The organism is Staphylococcus sp. SA22 (assembly GCF_054165785.1).
This window is the reverse complement of the sequence record NZ_JBSZQY010000001.1, coordinates 193219-211725: the sequence shown is the minus strand read 5'-3', so window position 1 is coordinate 211725 and position 18507 is coordinate 193219. Positions and strand designations below refer to the sequence as shown.

The 18507-nt window shown below is 32.2% G+C and carries 17 protein-coding genes and 2 pseudogenes; all 19 read right to left on the bottom strand.

The window, feature by feature from the left end:
• Positions 1 to 401: 401 nt before the first annotated feature.
• Complete coding sequence (gene sucB / locus ACXQH5_RS00955) at positions 402 to 1670, bottom strand: dihydrolipoyllysine-residue succinyltransferase (RefSeq protein WP_001115452.1); 1269 nt, start codon at positions 1668 to 1670, stop codon at positions 402 to 404.
• 13 nt (positions 1671 to 1683) lie between these two features.
• Positions 1684 to 4482, bottom strand: a complete 2799-nt coding sequence (locus ACXQH5_RS00950) for a 2-oxoglutarate dehydrogenase E1 component (RefSeq protein WP_000180678.1) — start codon at positions 4480 to 4482, stop codon at positions 1684 to 1686.
• 288 nt (positions 4483 to 4770) lie between these two features.
• Positions 4771 to 6126, bottom strand: a complete 1356-nt coding sequence (arlS, locus tag ACXQH5_RS00945) for a sensor histidine kinase ArlS (protein ID WP_000166795.1) — start codon at positions 6124 to 6126, stop codon at positions 4771 to 4773.
• Positions 6123 to 6782: a response regulator transcription factor ArlR gene (gene arlR / locus ACXQH5_RS00940; RefSeq protein WP_000192137.1), complete on the bottom strand. Its 660-nt coding sequence runs from the start codon at positions 6780 to 6782 to the stop codon at positions 6123 to 6125. Before arlR ends, arlS begins: the two co-directional genes overlap by 4 nt.
• Before the next feature lie 261 nt (positions 6783 to 7043).
• A pseudogene (locus ACXQH5_RS00935) lies at positions 7044 to 7133 on the bottom strand (hypothetical protein); the annotation flags it as partial.
• 475 nt (positions 7134 to 7608) lie between these two features.
• Positions 7609 to 7808: pseudogene (locus ACXQH5_RS00930) on the bottom strand (hypothetical protein).
• A 115-nt stretch (positions 7809 to 7923) separates the two neighbouring features.
• Positions 7924 to 8538: a phosphatase PAP2 family protein gene (locus tag ACXQH5_RS00925; protein ID WP_000084773.1), complete on the bottom strand. Its 615-nt coding sequence runs from the start codon at positions 8536 to 8538 to the stop codon at positions 7924 to 7926.
• A gap of 16 nt (positions 8539 to 8554) precedes the next feature.
• Positions 8555 to 9625, bottom strand: coding sequence for an undecaprenyldiphospho-muramoylpentapeptide beta-N-acetylglucosaminyltransferase (locus ACXQH5_RS00920; RefSeq protein ID WP_000160908.1), 1071 nt, complete (start codon positions 9623 to 9625; stop codon positions 8555 to 8557).
• 11 nt (positions 9626 to 9636) lie between these two features.
• Positions 9637 to 10146: a GNAT family N-acetyltransferase gene (locus tag ACXQH5_RS00915; protein ID WP_000620194.1), complete on the bottom strand. Its 510-nt coding sequence runs from the start codon at positions 10144 to 10146 to the stop codon at positions 9637 to 9639.
• A gap of 399 nt (positions 10147 to 10545) precedes the next feature.
• Positions 10546 to 12036: a S41 family peptidase gene (locus ACXQH5_RS00910; protein WP_000342123.1), complete on the bottom strand. Its 1491-nt coding sequence runs from the start codon at positions 12034 to 12036 to the stop codon at positions 10546 to 10548.
• 191 nt (positions 12037 to 12227) lie between these two features.
• Positions 12228 to 12449, bottom strand: coding sequence for a YozE family protein (locus ACXQH5_RS00905; RefSeq protein ID WP_000801007.1), 222 nt, complete (start codon positions 12447 to 12449; stop codon positions 12228 to 12230).
• Positions 12449 to 12949: a PTS sugar transporter subunit IIA gene (locus tag ACXQH5_RS00900; protein ID WP_000473654.1), complete on the bottom strand. Its 501-nt coding sequence runs from the start codon at positions 12947 to 12949 to the stop codon at positions 12449 to 12451. The genes ACXQH5_RS00905 and ACXQH5_RS00900 overlap by 1 nt, the downstream gene beginning before the upstream one ends.
• A gap of 11 nt (positions 12950 to 12960) precedes the next feature.
• Positions 12961 to 13389 (bottom strand): peptide-methionine (R)-S-oxide reductase MsrB, encoded by a 429-nt coding sequence (gene msrB / locus ACXQH5_RS00895; RefSeq protein WP_000913315.1) that lies wholly within the window; start codon positions 13387 to 13389, stop codon positions 12961 to 12963.
• A complete protein-coding gene (msrA, locus tag ACXQH5_RS00890; protein WP_000159902.1) occupies positions 13382 to 13915 on the bottom strand; it encodes a peptide-methionine (S)-S-oxide reductase MsrA in 534 nt (177 codons plus the stop codon). Before msrA ends, msrB begins: the two co-directional genes overlap by 8 nt.
• Before the next feature lie 89 nt (positions 13916 to 14004).
• Complete coding sequence (fakB2, locus tag ACXQH5_RS00885) at positions 14005 to 14844, bottom strand: fatty acid kinase binding subunit FakB2 (RefSeq protein WP_057504501.1); 840 nt, start codon at positions 14842 to 14844, stop codon at positions 14005 to 14007.
• Positions 14845 to 14858: 14 nt separating this feature from the next.
• Entirely contained in the window at positions 14859 to 15338 is a 480-nt protein-coding gene (locus ACXQH5_RS00880; protein ID WP_000175746.1) for a dihydrofolate reductase, read from the bottom strand.
• A 199-nt stretch (positions 15339 to 15537) separates the two neighbouring features.
• The gene (locus ACXQH5_RS00875; RefSeq protein ID WP_000934885.1) at positions 15538 to 16494 is read right to left on the bottom strand and encodes a thymidylate synthase; all 957 of its coding nucleotides are present in this window, start codon (positions 16492 to 16494) and stop codon (positions 15538 to 15540) included.
• A gap of 423 nt (positions 16495 to 16917) precedes the next feature.
• Entirely contained in the window at positions 16918 to 17355 is a 438-nt protein-coding gene (gene brxA, locus ACXQH5_RS00870) for a bacilliredoxin BrxA (RefSeq protein WP_000995285.1), read from the bottom strand.
• Between the two features lie 15 nt (positions 17356 to 17370).
• Positions 17371 to 18495 (bottom strand): virulence factor, encoded by a 1125-nt coding sequence (locus tag ACXQH5_RS00865; protein ID WP_000404626.1) that lies wholly within the window; start codon positions 18493 to 18495, stop codon positions 17371 to 17373.
• Positions 18496 to 18507: the final 12 nt, after the last annotated feature.

The following is an 18507-nucleotide window of genomic DNA, read 5'->3' as shown; positions in this document are numbered from 1 at the left end:
CATTAATGAGTATCAGTATATAGCAATTGAATATTTCGTTTTTTGTAGGACATGAAAAACATATATATGTCGTGTCCATAAAGCGAATTTACATCATGTTCAGATGATTTTAAATTAACTAAAGGCGCTTATAGAATTCATAAATTTCATCGTTTGTTATTATCTAAAATGCATTCATTAGCATATTGAAACACGCTATTCTACCTATATTTCTATTGTGAGTCTATTTCAATAGAAATGATATATTTTTTAAGTAGTCAAAAATAAACCCACATTTTAATACGAATCATTATAAAAATAAAGTACAGCAGTAAGATATTTCGACTAGAAAATAATCTTACTGCTGTTTGTTATTGATTTGATCCCGTTTTTAGGAATAGTAAACTATTTTGTGTTGTGGATTAAGATTCTAATAATAAGTCTTCTGGGTTTTCAATTAATTCTTTAATTGTTTTTAAGAATCCAACTGCTTCTTTACCGTCAATAATTCTATGATCATAGCTTAATGCAATATACATCATTGGACGATTTTCGATTGTATCTTGATCAATCGCAATTGGTCTTGTAATAATTGAATGCATGCCTAAAATTGCAGCTTGATTACCATTGATAATTGGCGTACTCATCATTGATCCAAAAATACCGCCATTTGTAATCGTAAATGAACCATTAACCATATCATCTAAGCCAAGTTTTTTCTCTCGTGCTTTAACTGCTAAATTAGCAATTTCTGCTTCGATTTCTGCAAAATTCTTTTTATCACAATCTCTTACGAATGGTACTAATAATCCATCATCTGTAGAAACAGCTACACCAATATCATAATATTGTTTCGTAATCATGTCGTCGCCGTCGATTTCTGCATTAACTTCTGGATACTTTTTCAAAGCTGCTACAGAAGCTTTAGTAAAGAATGACATAAATCCTAATTTAGTACCATCATGATCTTTCATAAATTGGTCTTTCTTACGTTTACGCAATTCCATAACATTTGTCATGTCAACTTCGTTAAAAGTTGTTAACATAGCTGTATTATTAGATACCTCTAATAATTTTTTAGCAGCTGTTTTCTTTCTGCGTGACATTTTTTCACGAATCACTGGTTTTGTAGGATATTGATTGTATTTTTTCTCTTCTTTTGCAGGTGCTTGTTGTGTTGTTTGTGTTGATGCCGGTGCCTGTTGTTTCTTATCAATATCTTCTTTACGAACAAGATCATTTGTTTTCGGACTTACTTCAGCAAGATTCACACCATTTTCACGAGCATATCGACGCGCAGAAGGTGTAGCATTAACACGCTGCTGATTGTCATCAGTTGTTTGATTGACTTCAGCTTTATCTGCCGATTTATTTGTTGTTTCTTCTTTTTTATTATTTGTTTCTTCATTTTGTTGTGGAGTATTGTCGTTACTATTTTCTTTAGAAGCATTGCCACTACCTTCGCCGATGACAGCAATTGCTTGTCCAACTTCTACAGTGTCGCCTTCACTTGCAAGTTGTTCAGATAATACACCTGCTTCTTCAGATACAACTTCGACATTAACTTTATCAGTTTCTAATTCAAGAATAGCTTCACCTTTTTCTACGCTATCCCCTACGTTTTTCAACCATTCTGCAATGGTACCTTCTGTAATAGATTCTGCTAATTCTGGAACTTTAACCTCTGGCATGACTTATTTCCCCCTAGTTATTTTTTAATGCATTTTCTATAATTTTATTTTGAACAAGTTTATGAATTTCTCCATCGCCTTCAGCTGGAGCAGCCCTTTGAATTCTGCCATGATAACTTAAATCATATTTATCTGCAACTAGCACTTTAACATATGGATAAACATATAACCAGGCACCTTGATTTTTAGGTTCTTCTTGTACCCATGACACTTCTTCAAGGTTTGGCAATTGTGCTAGTAATGCTTCAATCTCTTCCTCTGGGAATGGATACAATCTTTCAATCGCAACGAGTAATACTGATTCGTCTGGATTTTTAGCTAATGCTTCTTTTAAATCAATGAACATTTTACCAGTTGCTAAAATAACTTTTGTAACCTTATCCGCTTGATATGATTCTGTCAAAATTGGCTCAAATCCACCAGAAGTAAATTCATCAATTGGTTTTGCAACTGTTTTATTTCTCAGCAAGCTTTTTGGCGACATAACAACTAATGGTCGCATTTGTTCAGAATCTAAACTAGCCGCTTGTGCACGCAATAAGTGGAAATAATTACTTGAACTAGATAAGTTGACAACTGTGCAATTATTTTCAGCAGCTAATTGTAAAAACCTCTCTAATCTTGCTGATGAATGTTCAGGTCCTTGACCCTCATATGCATGAGGTAAGAATAATGTTAATCCTGAACGTTCTCCCCATTTTGAGCGAGAACTGAATAAGAAGTTGTCAAAAATCATTTGTGACATATTTGCAAAATCACCATATTGTGCTTCCCAAATATTGAAGCTTTTTTTGTTTTCCACATTATAGCCGTATTCAAAACCAACTACTGCTGCTTCTGAAAGCGGAGAATTGTGTATATCAAATGTCGCTTTTTGATCAGGAACATGATGTAAAGGTGTATATGTTTCACCTGTTTGCTCATCATGTAACACGGCATGCCTATGACTGAATGTACCACGTTCACTATCTTGACCAGTTAAGCGAATCGGTGTACCATCTTGTAAAATTGTCGCAAATGCAAGTTGTTCTGCTTGTGCCCAATCAACTAAACCATCTTCCTTATTAAATGGCTCATGACGCTTCTCAAGAACTTTGTTTAACTTTTTCAAAATGTTAAAGCCATCCGGATATGTTAACAATGCATCATTTATTTCTTTCAAGTGATCAAACGTAAATGATTGTTCGTCTGCTTGTAACGGTAATGCAAGATCTGCAGGCTTTTCCATATCTGGATTATCCATTTTATCAGCTTTATTAATTTTATCATGTGCTTGTCTTAGTTCCTTTTGGACTTGTTCTATAAATGAATTCATTTCATCTTCTGAAATGACACCTTCATTAACAAGCTTTTTACCAAACACATATTCAACAGAGTCATGTTTGCGAATATTCTGATAAGGAACTGGATTAGTAATTGATGGTTCATCCATTTCGTTATGTCCGAAACGACGATAACCTACTAAATCAATAACGACGTCTTTATGAAACTCTTTCCTAAATTCCATTGCAATATCAATTGCTTCAATAGTAGCTTCAACGTCATCAGCATTGACATGGAATATTGGCACATCATAACCTTTAGCCACATCTGTAGAATAAGTTGTTGAACGTGCATCAATTGGTTCTGTAGTAAATCCAATTCTATTGTTAGTAATAATATGCAATGAACCACCCGTAGAATAGCCTTTCAAGTTGCCTAAGTTCATTGTTTCGAAGTTAATTCCTTGACCAGGATAAGCAGCATCGCCGTGTATAATAATTGGCATTGCTTTATGATGATCAGTCGTCGGAGCCCCAGCACGCTGTGTATCATCTTGTGCTGCTCTTGTACGCCCTTCAACAACAGGTGCAACAATTTCCAAGTGACTTGGATTGTTTGCCAGTGCAATACGCTGCATTGTACCGTATGAATCAGTAGTTTTAATGCCACCAAGGTGATATTTCACATCACCAGTCCATCCAGCAGTTAACTGCAAGCTACCATCTTCAGGTAAGAATTTCATTGGATCTGTATGCATAAATTCTGAAATCATCATTTCGTACGGTTTTTCTAAGACATGCGTTAAAACGTTTAAACGTCCACGGTGAGCCATGCCTATTTGTATATTTTTAATACCTTCTTTCGCAGCAATCGTAATAGTACGTTGTAACATCGGTACAAGTGCGTCTACCCCTTCAATTGAAAAACGCTTAGCACCAACGAAGTTTTTATGAAGATATTTTTCAAACCCTTCAACATACGCTAATTGTTTGAATAGTGCCCTTTTTTCGTTATTATTTAACGTTACTTTATATGGCGTTTCAATTCTTCTTTTTAACCAACCACGTTCGGTATTGTTATTAATATGTGTATACTCAAATGCAATTGGTCCTTTGTAACGTTTTTCCATTCTTAAAATTGCTTCATAAGCATTATCATAAATGTCGGCAAAGTGATCTGAAACAATTCCTGCTGATATACCTTCCAAAGTCTGTTGATCTAAATCAAAGTCTTCAATCTCTAATTTAGGTACATGTTTCCTTTTCGGAGGATTTACAGGATAAATATCGGCTTTAAGATGCCCGTATTGGCGAATATTATCAATTAAACGCATGACACGCTTAATTGTGCCGTCGCTATTTTGACTACTTGTACTTTTTAAAGCTGGTACAATTGAGTCATCATTCTTAATTGTGCTGAATAAGACTTGTAAATCTTCTGGTACAGATGATGGATCTTGTAAAAAGTCATCATATAGATCTAACATTAGACCTAAATTCGCACCGAAGTTTACAGGAGCCTCTGAAACTTCTTTTCTTTCGTTAGTCATTTTACACCCTCCACAAAAATGTTGAAACGCTTACAATGTAATAATATCACTATTTAGTTATTTGTTAAAGTAGATTTACCTATTTATATGCTAAAAAGAAGAATCAACAAAAGCGTTGATTCTTCTAGGTTTATAGATGTATTTTATTGTAAATTTTGGGAGGTGAGTTCCACAGAAATGATAAAGAACCACTGTTTATTTGTTTTATAGCCGTTCTTATACATTAGTCATAGCTAATGTGTACTTAAATAATTGATCCTATGACTTTAATTGACGTCTCAGACATGATTAAAATATGATTTTAAACGTTGTTCCTTTGTTAATTTCACTTTTAATTTTAATCGATCCACCGTTTAATTGAATGATTTTTTGCGCAATAGATAATCCGAGTCCATTACCGCCTTGACTTCTTGAACGAGATTTATCCACTCGATAAAAGCGATCAAAAATGAAATCTTGATCTTCCTCTGGAATACCAATTCCATTATCTGTAATTTCAATTATTTTTTGCTTATTTTTTAACCTTGTCTTAACTTTAATTTTCTTATTCTTCACATCATATTTGATTGCATTATCAATAAAGATTAAAAATAATTGTTCGAATTGATGAGGTTTCATTTTAATTTCTAGATTTTTAGATGTCAGATCCGTATCAAATTGATAATCTGGATGCAATTGTTTTAATGAGTGTATTCGCGAGCGAATTTCATCATTAATATGCACGGTCTGCGCTTCAGAAGAAATGTCATTTACATCTCCTTTAGTCAATTCAAGTAATTCTTCGACTAATTTTATGATACGATTCATTTCTTCAATAGAAATATTTAACGATTCTTCTAATACTGCCGGGTCTTTTTTTCCCCATCGCTGAATCAAATTTAAATGACCTTGAATAATTTGTAATGGTGTTCGTAATTCATGTGACGCATCTTCAACAAATTGTCTTTGTTGATTAAATGATTCTTCAATTTGGCTCATCATCTCATTAAACGTATTTGCTAAATTATCTATTTCTTCATAATTTGTATTTAATTGCAATTTATTTTGAAAACCATCTCGTCGAATCTCAATCATTTTATTTGATAAACTGACAAGCGGTTTAGTTATTTGAGTTGAAAATACATAACTGATTGTGGCAGTTATAATTGTTGCAATCACTCCAAATGCGAGCGCAATGATATACAATGATTTTACGATATTATCATAATTTTCTAGTGAATGAATTAACAAGCTATACCCTTTGAAATCTTGCGTTGTGATTGGTTCTTTAATAATTAAATAATCAATGCCTTTATAACGTTTTTTTATTACGCGGTCAAAATACCTGTGTTCATAACCTGGTTCAACTCTCACTGTGTTATCATTCGATGTCTCAAATAATTTATTATTATGCTCATCATAAATAATAATCTCTTGAAAATTACCTAAAGATGCATTCAAGTCTAATGCAGATATATCTTTAACAGGCTTAGAATGAAATAAATTATTAATATCGCTTGAGCTTCGTTCTGCATCATCAAGCTCACTATTATGCAGTGTATCTTTCAAGAAAAAGATAATAATTAAACAAAACAAAAATATCGTGACAAACGTAATCATCGTGGTAACAATAATCCAGTTATTGCGCAATTTACGTTTTGTCATCGTATCACATACCCAACGCCACGAACTGTTTCAATCATTTTGTCACGATCGTATGGTTTTAACTTGTTTCTTAAATATCTTATATAAACATCTACGACATTTGTTTCTACTTCACTATTATAACCCCATACATGGTTTAAAATTTGTTCCCGTTGCATAACATGGTTTTTATTTTCAGCTAGAAGATATAGTAAATCATACTCTGTTTTTGTTAATTCAATTTCTGCGCCATTTACCGTCACTTTAAAAGCATTCTTATCAATTGTAATACCATTGACATCGATAATATCTTTTTGTGGCTGACGACGTAAAATCGCACGAATTCTTGCTAAAAGTTCTTCAATATCAAATGGTTTAACTATATAATCGTCTGCACCGTAATCAAGCCCAGCAACTTTGTCATACGTATCACTTTTCGCTGTAATTATAATGATAGGTGTAGATTGTTGTTGTCTAATTTTGCGACAAATTTCTAAGCCATTAATTGACGGCAACATTAAATCTAATATGATTAAATCATAGTAATGGCTAAGCGCTTTATCTAAACCGTCTTGTCCATCATACTCTGTGTCCACATTGTAATTTTCATGTGTGAGTTCCAATTCAAGAAATCTTGCTAAGTTTTGTTCATCTTCTACTATTAAAATTTGCGTCATTTGTACACCTCATATTACGACTTTTTCTAATAAGGTAATATATTTTAAATTTTGTATTTTTCTATACAATAGTTGCTTTTTAAATTAGTTTGTTTACGTTTAAATTTTATCACAAATCAATAACCATGTTTTAAAATTTTCAAGCTACAATCATTAATTATTTATTAACTCAAATATTTAATAATCAGTTAATGGAATTTTGTTATTTCTGATTGCAGTACTTAAATATAGAATACTGTAACACAAGGTCTTACCGCAATATCAATTGTTGTCGTATACTGACTTTTCACTAATGTAAAATGAATAGTTATTATCTTTATTTTCACAAAATGACCGTAGTTTAAACATTTGGGAGTGGGACAGAAATGATAAAGAGCCACTAATGATTTATTATGTAGTGGTTCTTACACATTAGCCACAGCTAATGTGTACTTAAAAATAAGAATACATGAGTAAAACTCATGCATAAGAAATACTAATTTCTATAGAAAAAGTATTTCTTTATCGTCGTCCCGCCCCAACTTGCACATTATTGTAAGCTGGCTTTCCGCAGCTACTATGTTGGGGACCCGCCAACTTGCACTTTATTGTAAGCTGACTTTTCGTCAGCTTCTGTGTTGGGGCCCCTGACTAGAATTGAAAAAAGCTTGTTACAAGCGCATTTTCGTTCAGTCAACTACTGCCAATATAATTTCGTAGATCATAGAACATTGATTTATTTCCCAGCCTGTTTGAACTTGCAAGTAACATTTCTTAATGTATGAATTCAAAAGGAATATGTAAACAATATAATTTTTAAGCTTCATCACTTTTAAATATTCTAATTCTACTGAGAAATACAAATTTTTTTATTTTCTAAAATAGCGTAATCATGCGTTTTATTTACTATTCTTAAAAAATATTCAAAAAAAGTTTTAGTTTCTAATTGACAATGATTCTCACTAATGTATAATAGTAGTTGAAAATGATTATCAATACCACATAGAACATCCCCCCACAACGTTTCGTTCTTGTTGGATTGGTCATTTTCAAATATTCCCCTTTTATATGCCCGTAAAAGACAATATACGTTATAACAACGTTTTATAAAAGCAGTAAACCCTTACGACACTTTAGGTTTACTGCTTTTGTTTTTTACTATTTAATTGATTAATTTATTTCTAAGTAATAACGTTGATAAAATAATACAAAATACGCCACCAATAATGCCGGCAATAATATCTGTTGGATAATGTACACCTAGATATACACGTGATATGGAAATCAATAAAATCATAGCTGCACATAACCCTATAAGAATACCTTTTGAATTACCTTGATTTAATCGATTTAATAGATAGATACCACTTCCAAAATATGCAGTTGATCCCATAGCATGACCGCTAGGAAAGCTAAATCCTGTTATATCAATTAAACGCAGTAATGTAGGTCTTTCTCTATCGAATATATTTTTTAATGCTGGATTCAAAATTCCAGATAATGCCATTGTTAATGCAAAAAATAATGCTTCAATTTTGTGGCGCTTTAACATGAGATATGCCACAAGAAGTAATGAAATACATAACATTGCCCAGACTTCACCTACTTTAGTAGCCCCAAGCATGATAGATGTCGTAATAAAGCTCTCTGATGAATATATAAATTCATAAACTTCATTATCAATCCATTTCCCTAGTCTTGATTCGTGGAAAAACGCGATAATTCCAAAAACCAATGTAAAAACGATGAGCAAAGAGATACGTTTCCATTGACTCATAAAGCATTACCCCCCATTAATTCAATGCGTCTTTAATCATCTTATCAAATAAAGCTTCTTTCGTATAACTTTGTTCATACGATTTCATATTATTGATAATTCGAGTTCTTTCCTGTTCCATTTCATTTAGTTCTTGTAATAAAATTTGTGCTGTTAATTGTTCTTCATCAATCGCTTTAGCATAACCTTTATCAGCAAAATGATTTGCATTGTCAATTTGGTCGCCTCGGGATTGATCTAAACCTAATGGTACTAATAACATTGGTATCCGTAATGTTAAGAACTCATAAATCGCATTTGATCCTGCTCTACTTATTACTGTGTCCGTAATTGCTAATAAATCTGTTAAATCCTCTTTAACAAATTCATATTGTATATATCCTGATTTTTTAACTTGATCATCTTTTAATCCTTTACCAGTTAAATGTATCACTTGATATTGTTGTAATAATGCATCTAAGTTTTCGCGAATAATGCTATTTAATTTTTTACTTCCTAAGCTTCCACCCATAACGAGTAAAACTTTTTTATTTTCATTAAAGCCTGTTAATTGATAACCATTATGTGCATTACCATTTTTTAAATCTTCTCGAATTGTTGCTCCAATAAAATCAGCTTTCTCTTTGGGTAGATAGTTTAGCGTTTCTTCAAATGTTGTATATATTTTCTTGGCAAATTTAAGTGCTATCTTATTCGCTAATCCTGGTGTTAAGTCAGATTCATGAATAATAGTTGGTATATTTAATGATTTGGCTGCAATAACAACAGGCACAGATACAAATCCACCTTTTGAAAATAATAGATCAGGTTTTTCTTTTTTCAAAACTTTACGAGCATCAAGAATACCTTTCAATACTTTAAATACATCTTTGGCATTTTCTAAAGAAATATATCTTCTTAATTTACCACTCGAAATAGGATAATACTTAATTTCTGGTAGTTGTGATTCAATCATTTCTCTTTCAATACCATTTTTAGAACCAATATAAAGCGCTTCATAACCTTGTGATAATGCAGTTGGAATTAAACTTAAATTTACTGATACGTGTCCAACTGTTCCCCCTCCGGTAAATGCGATTTTCGTCATTAATATTACCTCTATTCTTTTAAATTTTTATAATATGCATAAAATGGTTCACCTTTATCATATGGCGGATATTCCATTAATTGTTCACCGACCTTATGAAATCCAAATTTGGCAAATAAACCTTGTGCAGGTTTGTTTAACGCAAAGGTGTCCGTTAAAATAACTTCTGCACCACGTGCTTTAACTACATCAATAACATAATTGAATAATTCTGTAGCAGCTCCTTTATATTCTTTCGAACCAGTTAATCGATGAATAACAAAGGCACCTTCTCTATTTACTGGCCAGTCAATGTCATCATACCATTCTGCTTGGTCTTGGTCGACAACAATAAAGCCATAAATTTTGTCATTTTCCTCTAATACATACAAATAATCTTTAGCAATATCTTCTTCAAAATGTTCTAAAAGAGGGTACTGATCGTCCCATTGCTCGTTGTCGTGTTCTTTCATTAATTCTTTTGCTTCTTCTACTAGATTTAAGATTTGATCTAAATCTGACATTTTACCTAGACGGATCATGTACGTCACTCCTTATATCGTTATGTTAAACATGTTTTTCAGTACATGTTAATCTTACACACTATTAACATGCTTTAAACCTTTATTATGAATGAAAAATAGTAATTATCACACTATGGGATGAAAATAACCAATAAAAGTATCATATGCCAATTAATTGATTGTTAAAACTAGTGAATAATACTATTTAAAAAGTATATGCTCATAGTATATTAAAGCATGAATTGTTAACAGCGATGATAGAAATTGCGTTATTTACATCATTTGTAAATGTCTAATTTATATCTTTTAGAGTTAGACGTCAATAAAAATAAACACGCCTCCTAAATTGCTATCTTTGCAAATTTAGGAAGCGTGTCATTAACATAATATTAATACAATTTTAGTAGTGTGTATCGCTTATTTTAAAATATTAATCAATTTATCGAGAACATCATCATGTTTATTAGCTTTTTCAACTAATAACTCAGTAAATTTATTATTCGTTTCTTTATTAAATTCACCAGTTACCTCTAGTTTATTCGCTTGTTGGAAAGCTTTAACTTGATTTTCTAAAGCTTGGTCAAATTGCGTTGATTCATTATCAACTTTATAACCTAAAGCTGATAATCCAATTTTAATAGTTTTAATATTTTTATCATCGTCTCCAACTTTAAATGTTTTCGTATTAGGAATGACATTTAAAGATTGATATTTAGGTGTGTCAATAGTAACGTCTGGTTTAATGCCTTTACCGTGAATATAATGACCATCTGGCGTTAACCATTTCATTTCAGTATATTTTAACAACGAACCATCCTTAAACTCTCTTGTAGTTTGTACGACACCTTTGCCGAATGTTTTTGACCCATAAACTTTAGCTTTATGATAGTCCTTTAGCGCACCAGTAAACACTTCAGAAGCGCTAGCTGAACCTTCATTCACTAAGATGGATATATCCATGTCTTTCGCTTCTTTTAACGCATCATTAGAAGTTTGAATTGCTTCAGTATCTTTACCTTTTTCTAGTTTAACAACAGTTTTTCCTTTATCGATAAAAATATTTGCCATTTTAACAGCTTCATCTAGTAGTCCACCTGGGTTATTTCTTAAATCTAAAACAATCTTTTTCAAACCATCTTTGTGAGCTTTAAGAACTGCATCTTTCAATTCACCTGATGTATCATTCTGGAATTTATTAATAGTAATAATTCCAACCTTACCTTTTTTCTTATACTCAACACTTTTAACATGAATTTTTTCACGTTTAATCTTAACGTCTTTTTCTTCACTGCCTCGTTGAACAGTTAAAGTTACTTCAGTGTTTTCTTTACCACGAACATCTTTGACAACTTCATCTAATGCTTTACCTTTAATTGATTTTCCATTTACTTTAGTAATGACATCTTTAGGACGGATGCCAGCACGTTCTGCTGGAGAACCCTTCATAGGGCTAGTAACCATAATTTGATCATTTTTCTTTTGCATTTCTGCACCAATACCTACAAAATCACCTGAAACACCTTCATTAAAGGATTTAGTTTGTTCTTTTGTTAAATATTCAGAATAAGGATCTTTTAATTCTTTGACCATGCCATCAATTGCAGCTTTACTCAACTTGTCAGAGTTCTGTTTTTTAAAATAATCACTATTTAAGATTTTATACACATTTTCAATTTTATTTAAGTTTGCTTGATCAGTTTTGTTTAAACCACTTATTTTTTGATTTATAAAAATATATGCAACAACTGTGATGACAGCCGTTATTAGGATTGTACCAATTAAAATTGATATGAATTGCCAACGTTTTAAATGAACGCGTTTCGATGAATTAGTTTGTTGGTCTTGATTGCTTGTTGCAATTTCAGCGCGTTCATCATCGGATGAAGATTTGTGTTGCTTATCATCCATTGTATCACTTCCTTATTATGTATTATGTACTTTTAAATTCTGTGTAGTTAATCATATCAATTTATGCAAGATAGCGCACCATATTTCACTATAATTGATTAATTTTTAGTCACAACTTAGTTTATTTTAAATTAAAACCAGGATAACAAATTGCATCACCCTGGTTCTAACTATTATTATTAAAAATTATATTAAAATTTTAGCCATTCCGTATATTCTTCATATAAATCATCAAATACAGACATTGGCAATGTGAAATCACCATGTGTCTCAATATAATCAGACAGTATGTTAAAATCATCATCGTGTTTTGGGAAAGCAAGATCGTCAAATATCTCTTCTGCTAGACGACCTTTATCGTCGTGTCGCCCACGAACTGTCATGACAAATTGATAAAACGAATAGTTTTTCATTAGTTCATTGTCACATCAATCACTTTTGTTTCACCTTTAATCACAGCATTTTCATCATAAATATTAATTGAAGCTGCTTGATCTGTGTTAGTAATAATAATAGGTGAAATAACAGATTTAGCATTATTATTAATATATTCAAGGTTGAATCTTACTAATGGATCTCCGACGTTAACTTCGTCACCACTAGACACTAACACTTCAAATCCTTCACCGTCTAATTGAACTGTGTCTAAACCGATATGAACTAATAATTCTAATCCGTTATCTGCTTTCAAACCAATCGCATGCTTAGTTGGAAAGACATTATCAACACGTCCTGCTATTGGAGACACAACTTCTCCTTCAGTTGGATTAATACCAAAACCTTCGCCCATCATTTTTTGTGCGAATACAGGATCTGGAATATCTTCAATTTTCACGTATTCTCCAGTTAATGGTGCATAAATTGCGATATCTTTCTGAACTTCTTTGCCTTTTCCGAATAATTTTTTAAACATACTTTCCACTCCTACTTATCAAAATGTGATATTAAATCGCCATAACCCAATTCTTCTAATTTTTCATATGGAATAAATTGAATTGCAGCGGAATTGATACAGTATCTTAAGCCACCACTTTCTTTAGGTCCATCATTAAAGACATGTCCTAAATGACTATTTGATTCTTCTGAACGCACTTCAGTTCTCAACATACCAAAAGATTTGTCGACTAATTCTATAATTTCATCGTCATCAAGCGCTTTGGAAAAGCTAGGCCATCCACATTCAGAATGAAACTTTTCTTCAGATGTAAATAAAGGTTTACCAGAAATCTTATCTACATAAATTCCTTTAGCAAAATGATTCCAATATTCATTCATAAATGGTGGTTCAGTGCCATTTTCTTGTGTAACAATATATTCTATGTCTGTTAGTTCACTTTTATCTTTTTTAAGCATTTTGATTCCCCCAATGTGATTCTATAAACGCTTTTCTACCTGAACCACGTTGATATTGGTAATAATGTACCGGGTTCTTTTTATAATAATCTTGATGGTAGTCTTCAGCTGGATAGAAATTTTTATATGGTTTAATAGGTGTAATCACTGGTTTCTTGAAAATACCTTGTTCATTTAATTGTTGCTTTTTAAACTCAGCAGCCTTTTTCTGATGCTCATCATGATAGAAAATGACTGGTTGATAGCTTTCGCCTCTATCGAAAAATTGCCCTTGATCATCGGTTGGGTCAAATGTTTTGAAATATATGTCTAATATATTTTCAAAGGAAGTAACCTCTGGATCAAACGTAATTTGTACTGCTTCGACATGGCCGGTTTGATTCGTACATACCTGTTCATAAGTTGGATTGTCAACATGACCGCCACTATAACCAGATACGACTGACTTGATGCCTGGATATGATGTAAATGGTTTAACCATGCACCAGAAACATCCTCCTGCTAATGTTGCATATTCTTTTGTCATATGAATTACCTCCTCTATCTATCTATCTAATTATAAATTTAGTCTATAAAGGATTGAAATGGAAGTAATTAACACTGAAAAGATTAAATTTACTTCTTAAGGACTACGAGGCCAATCGCACCTTGACCAGTATGTGCAGAAATAACTGGTGTAGTTACATTTATATCGTAATTATTCACATGAAAAGCTTCATTAAAAACTTTCTTCAATTTATCAACATATTCAATGACGTTAGCATGTGCGACACCAACGGATTTGATTTCATGATCTCCTATAAATTCAGCAATTTCCTTTTTCAAGTATTGGATACTAGAATTTTGAGTTCTCGCATTGTGCACAAGCTCTAAGCGACCATCGTCTAGTGTACCAATTGGTTTAATTTTCATAAGATTACCAATTAAACCTTTTGTTTTACTAATTCTGCCACCTTTAATTAATTGATTCAATTTCCCTATAACTACAAATAATTTAATGTTTTCTCTTAAATGATTTAACTTATTAACTATTTCAGAAGTTGAGACACCTTCTTTTACAAGCTCTACTAGGTGTTGTATTTGATACCCTAAACCAAAAGAAATAGATTTTGAATCAATAACAGTTACATTAGCATCTACCATTTGACTTGCTTGGTAAGCAGTGTTAAATGTACCACTTAATCCTGAAGAAAGATGAATACTTATGATTTCAGCGCCATCTTTTCCTAGTTCTTCATAAGCAGATATAAATTCGCCTATGGCTGGTTGACTTGTCTTTACATCTTCATCATTTTCAATATGATTAATAAATTCTTCTGATGTAATATCTACTTGGTCAACGTATGAAGCTCCTTCAATAGTTAAACTTAAAGGGATTACATGTATGTTGTTTGCTTCTAAATATTCTTTAGATAAATCGGATGTTGAGTCTGTCACTATAATCTGTTTTGTCATGGTCATTTTCCCCCTTATTTTTTACGAATTAAATGTAGAAAGGTATGTGGAATTGTATTTTTTTCATCTAGTTTACCTTCAACTGAAGAGGCAACTTCCCAGTCTTCAAATGTATAAGGTGGAAAGAACGTATCACCACGGAATTTACCTTCAATAACAGTAATATACATGTCGTCCACTTTATCAATCATTTCTTCAAATAATGTTTGCCCTCCAAATATGAAAACATGGCCCGGTAGTTGGTAAATATCTTCAATAGAATGAATTACATCAACGCCCTCTACGTTGAAACTTGTATCTGAAGTAAGTACAACATTTCGACGATTCGGTAGTGGTTTACCAATCGATTCAAATGTCTTTCGACCCATTACTAAAGTATGACCTGTTGATAATTTTTTAACATGCTTCAAATCATTTGGTAGGTGCCAAGGTAATTGATTTTCAAAACCAATTACTCGTTGCAAGTCATGTGCAACTAGAATGGATAAAGTCATAATTATCCTCCTTCTTCTATCATTTCATTTTTTATTACTAAGTTATCTTTAATTTAACACAATTTTTATCATAAAGTGTGATAGAAATAATGATTTTGCATAATTTATGAAAACGTTTAACACAAAAAAGTACTTTTTTGCACTTGAAAATACTATGATGTCATTTTGATGTCTAAATGGTTAGCTAACTATGCAACGACTAAACTGCTATTGGAGCTTTTATTGCTGGATGTGATTCATAGTCAACAATTTCCAAATCTTCATAATTTATGTCGAAAATAGACTTGTCACTGTTAATTTTTAATGTTGGAGGATTGAAGCTTTCACGTGCTAATTGTGTTTGAATCGCATCAATATGATTTGAATAAATATGTGCATCTCCAAATGTATGCACAAATTCTCCTACTTCAAGTCCACATTCTTTGGCAATAAGGTGTGTCAATAAAGCGTAGCTTGCGATATTAAATGGCACACCTAAAAAGATATCTGCGCTACGTTGGTATAACTGGCAACTTAACTTACCATCTTGGACATAAAACTGGAACATGGTATGACAAGGCGGAAGTGCCATTGTGTCAATTTCTGTTGGATTCCATGCAGATACGATGTGTCGTCTTGAATCCGGATTATGCTTAATTTGCTCAATTACTGTTTTAAGTTGATCAAAATGATTACCATCTTTATCAACCCAATCTCGCCATTGTTTACCATAAACATTTCCTAAATCACCGAATTGCTTCGCAAATGTATCATCTTCAAGAATACGTTGCTTAAATTGTTTCATTTGTTCTTTATATTGTTCGTTAAATTCAGGATCACTCAATGCACGATGCCCAAAATCAGTCATATCTGGACCTTTATACTCGTCTGATTTGATATAATTTTCAAAAGCCCATTCGTTCCAAATATTATTATTATATTTTAATAAGTATTGGATATTGGTATCTCCTTTAATGAACCATAATAATTCGGTTGCTACTAATTTAAAAGAAACTTTCTTTGTCGTTAATAGTGGAAATCCTTTAGATAAGTCAAAGCGAAGTTGATGACCAAATTTCGAAATCGTACCTGTATTTGTGCGATCATTTCGTGTATTTCCTATTTCTAAAACTTCTTCACAAAGACTGTGATATGCTGCATCAAATGAATTCAACATATGCGATAACACCTCATTTTCATTATTTATAGTATGTAAATTTAGTTCGATATAATTTAACTTTATGTAGCATTTTGTGATCAATCATTTTAGGAATGTGATATTAATATCATGGATTCCGTTACTTTATTTATAAAATGCTGATTAAGTACCTGCCACATCATAACGTGATCTATGTTTCCAATTGCTAATTGTTTACCCAAATCTAAAACTTTAATGCTAAAAAATTTTAAAAAAGAGGTTAACACATGATTTGAATATTATGTTTGATGTCCTATTAAAACAGTTAAATTTATAGAAAATATAGTTGGTAAGAACGTACTTTATATAACAAATGGAATACAACTATATTCTCTATTTTCAATGACAGACACCATTTTTAATATTATAAAATGTGTTAACCTTTATATTTATTTATGTGTACTATTTACAATTTTCGTCAAAGGCATCCTTTAAGTCCATTGCAATGTCATTAATATCTCTACCTTCGATAAATTCTCTAGGCATAAAATAAACTAAATCTTGACCTTTGAATAAAGCATATGAAGGACTAGATGGTGCTTGCTGAATGAATTCTCGCATTGTAGCAGTTGCTTCTTTATCTTGCCCAGCAAAAACTGTAACTGTATTTGTAGGTCTATGTTCATTTTGTGTTGCAACTGCTACTGCAGCTGGTCTTGCTAATCCAGCTGCACAGCCGCATGTAGAGTTAATAACTACAAAAGTAGTGTCATCTGCCTTTACTTGGTTCATATACTCTGATACTGCTTCGCTTGTTTCTAAACTTGTAAAACCATTTTGAGTTAATTCGCCACGCATTTGTTGCGCAATTTCTTTCATATAAGCATCATATGCATTCATATTTAATTCCTCCAATTAAATTGTTCTGTTTGCCATTTGTTTCCATACTGAACCAAGTGCTTCATCTCCGTTTTCAATACGAGATATGGCCATTTCAATTTGTAATTTAACTTCAAACGCATTGTCATTAATATGAGCTTTAAGTGCGGGAAGCTGCTCTGCATTACCTTCATCAAAGATAAACATAGCAGCACGCCACCTAACGATTTTGTGTGGATCATCTAATAGTAGCACCATTTCTGGTAGTGCCTCTGGATACCCTAAATCGCTTATGCAATCCCCTGCTGTTCTTCTTACAGCAGGACTTTTATCACGAAGCCCCTTATATAAATACGGTAAAATTTCTTTACTTTCAATCATACTTAATAATACAATCGCTTGACGTCTAACCGGTACTTTTTCATCAGATAAAGCTAAATCAAGCAGCGGTATATCTTCAAAAGTCGGCTTTGGAAAATGGTTTAACTTTCGTAATCGAGTCTTCCAATTATCAGTCGCATGATATTCATCCAAAGAGACATGTCGATAGAAATGATAATTATTAGTTGCGTGATTTTCTTCTAAAGCATGTTTTACCAATACGGGTAACTGTGATTCTGGATAAGTAGCTAGCACTTCTTCTAGGACACCATCCATTACTTCTTCAATATTTCCATAGCGATTTCCTAAATCTAGCCATTTACGCATAAAAACAATATTGTCATGTTCTGTTTGCGCTTGCGTCATATGATCAACATATGTTTGTGGTAATTGTTCTCTTAATTCTTGGTCAGCAGAAGTTAGCTTAATTTGATACGGTATACCCTTAAAAGTTAATAGTTCAGCTTTAATTTCACCAAAATGATTGTCAATTTGAGGTTCATTTACAGATTCTAAAACCTTATTCGCATCAGAAAAAGCAGCTTTAATATCAGGTAATATGACTTCCCAATCAGCTTTTGGTGCCTTATCAACAGCTAAGAAGTTCATGACATGAAAAATGGAAGTGATACCATCTATAGATAACAACTGATTTATAAATTCTGGTTGATTTTCTTCTACTTTTTTATAAGTATTAGATAACTTGTCTTCTCTTGTATATGACAAAACAACTTTCATTGTATTTGGACTTGGCGTTGGCTCTATACGTAAAATTTCCATATACTTTATTCC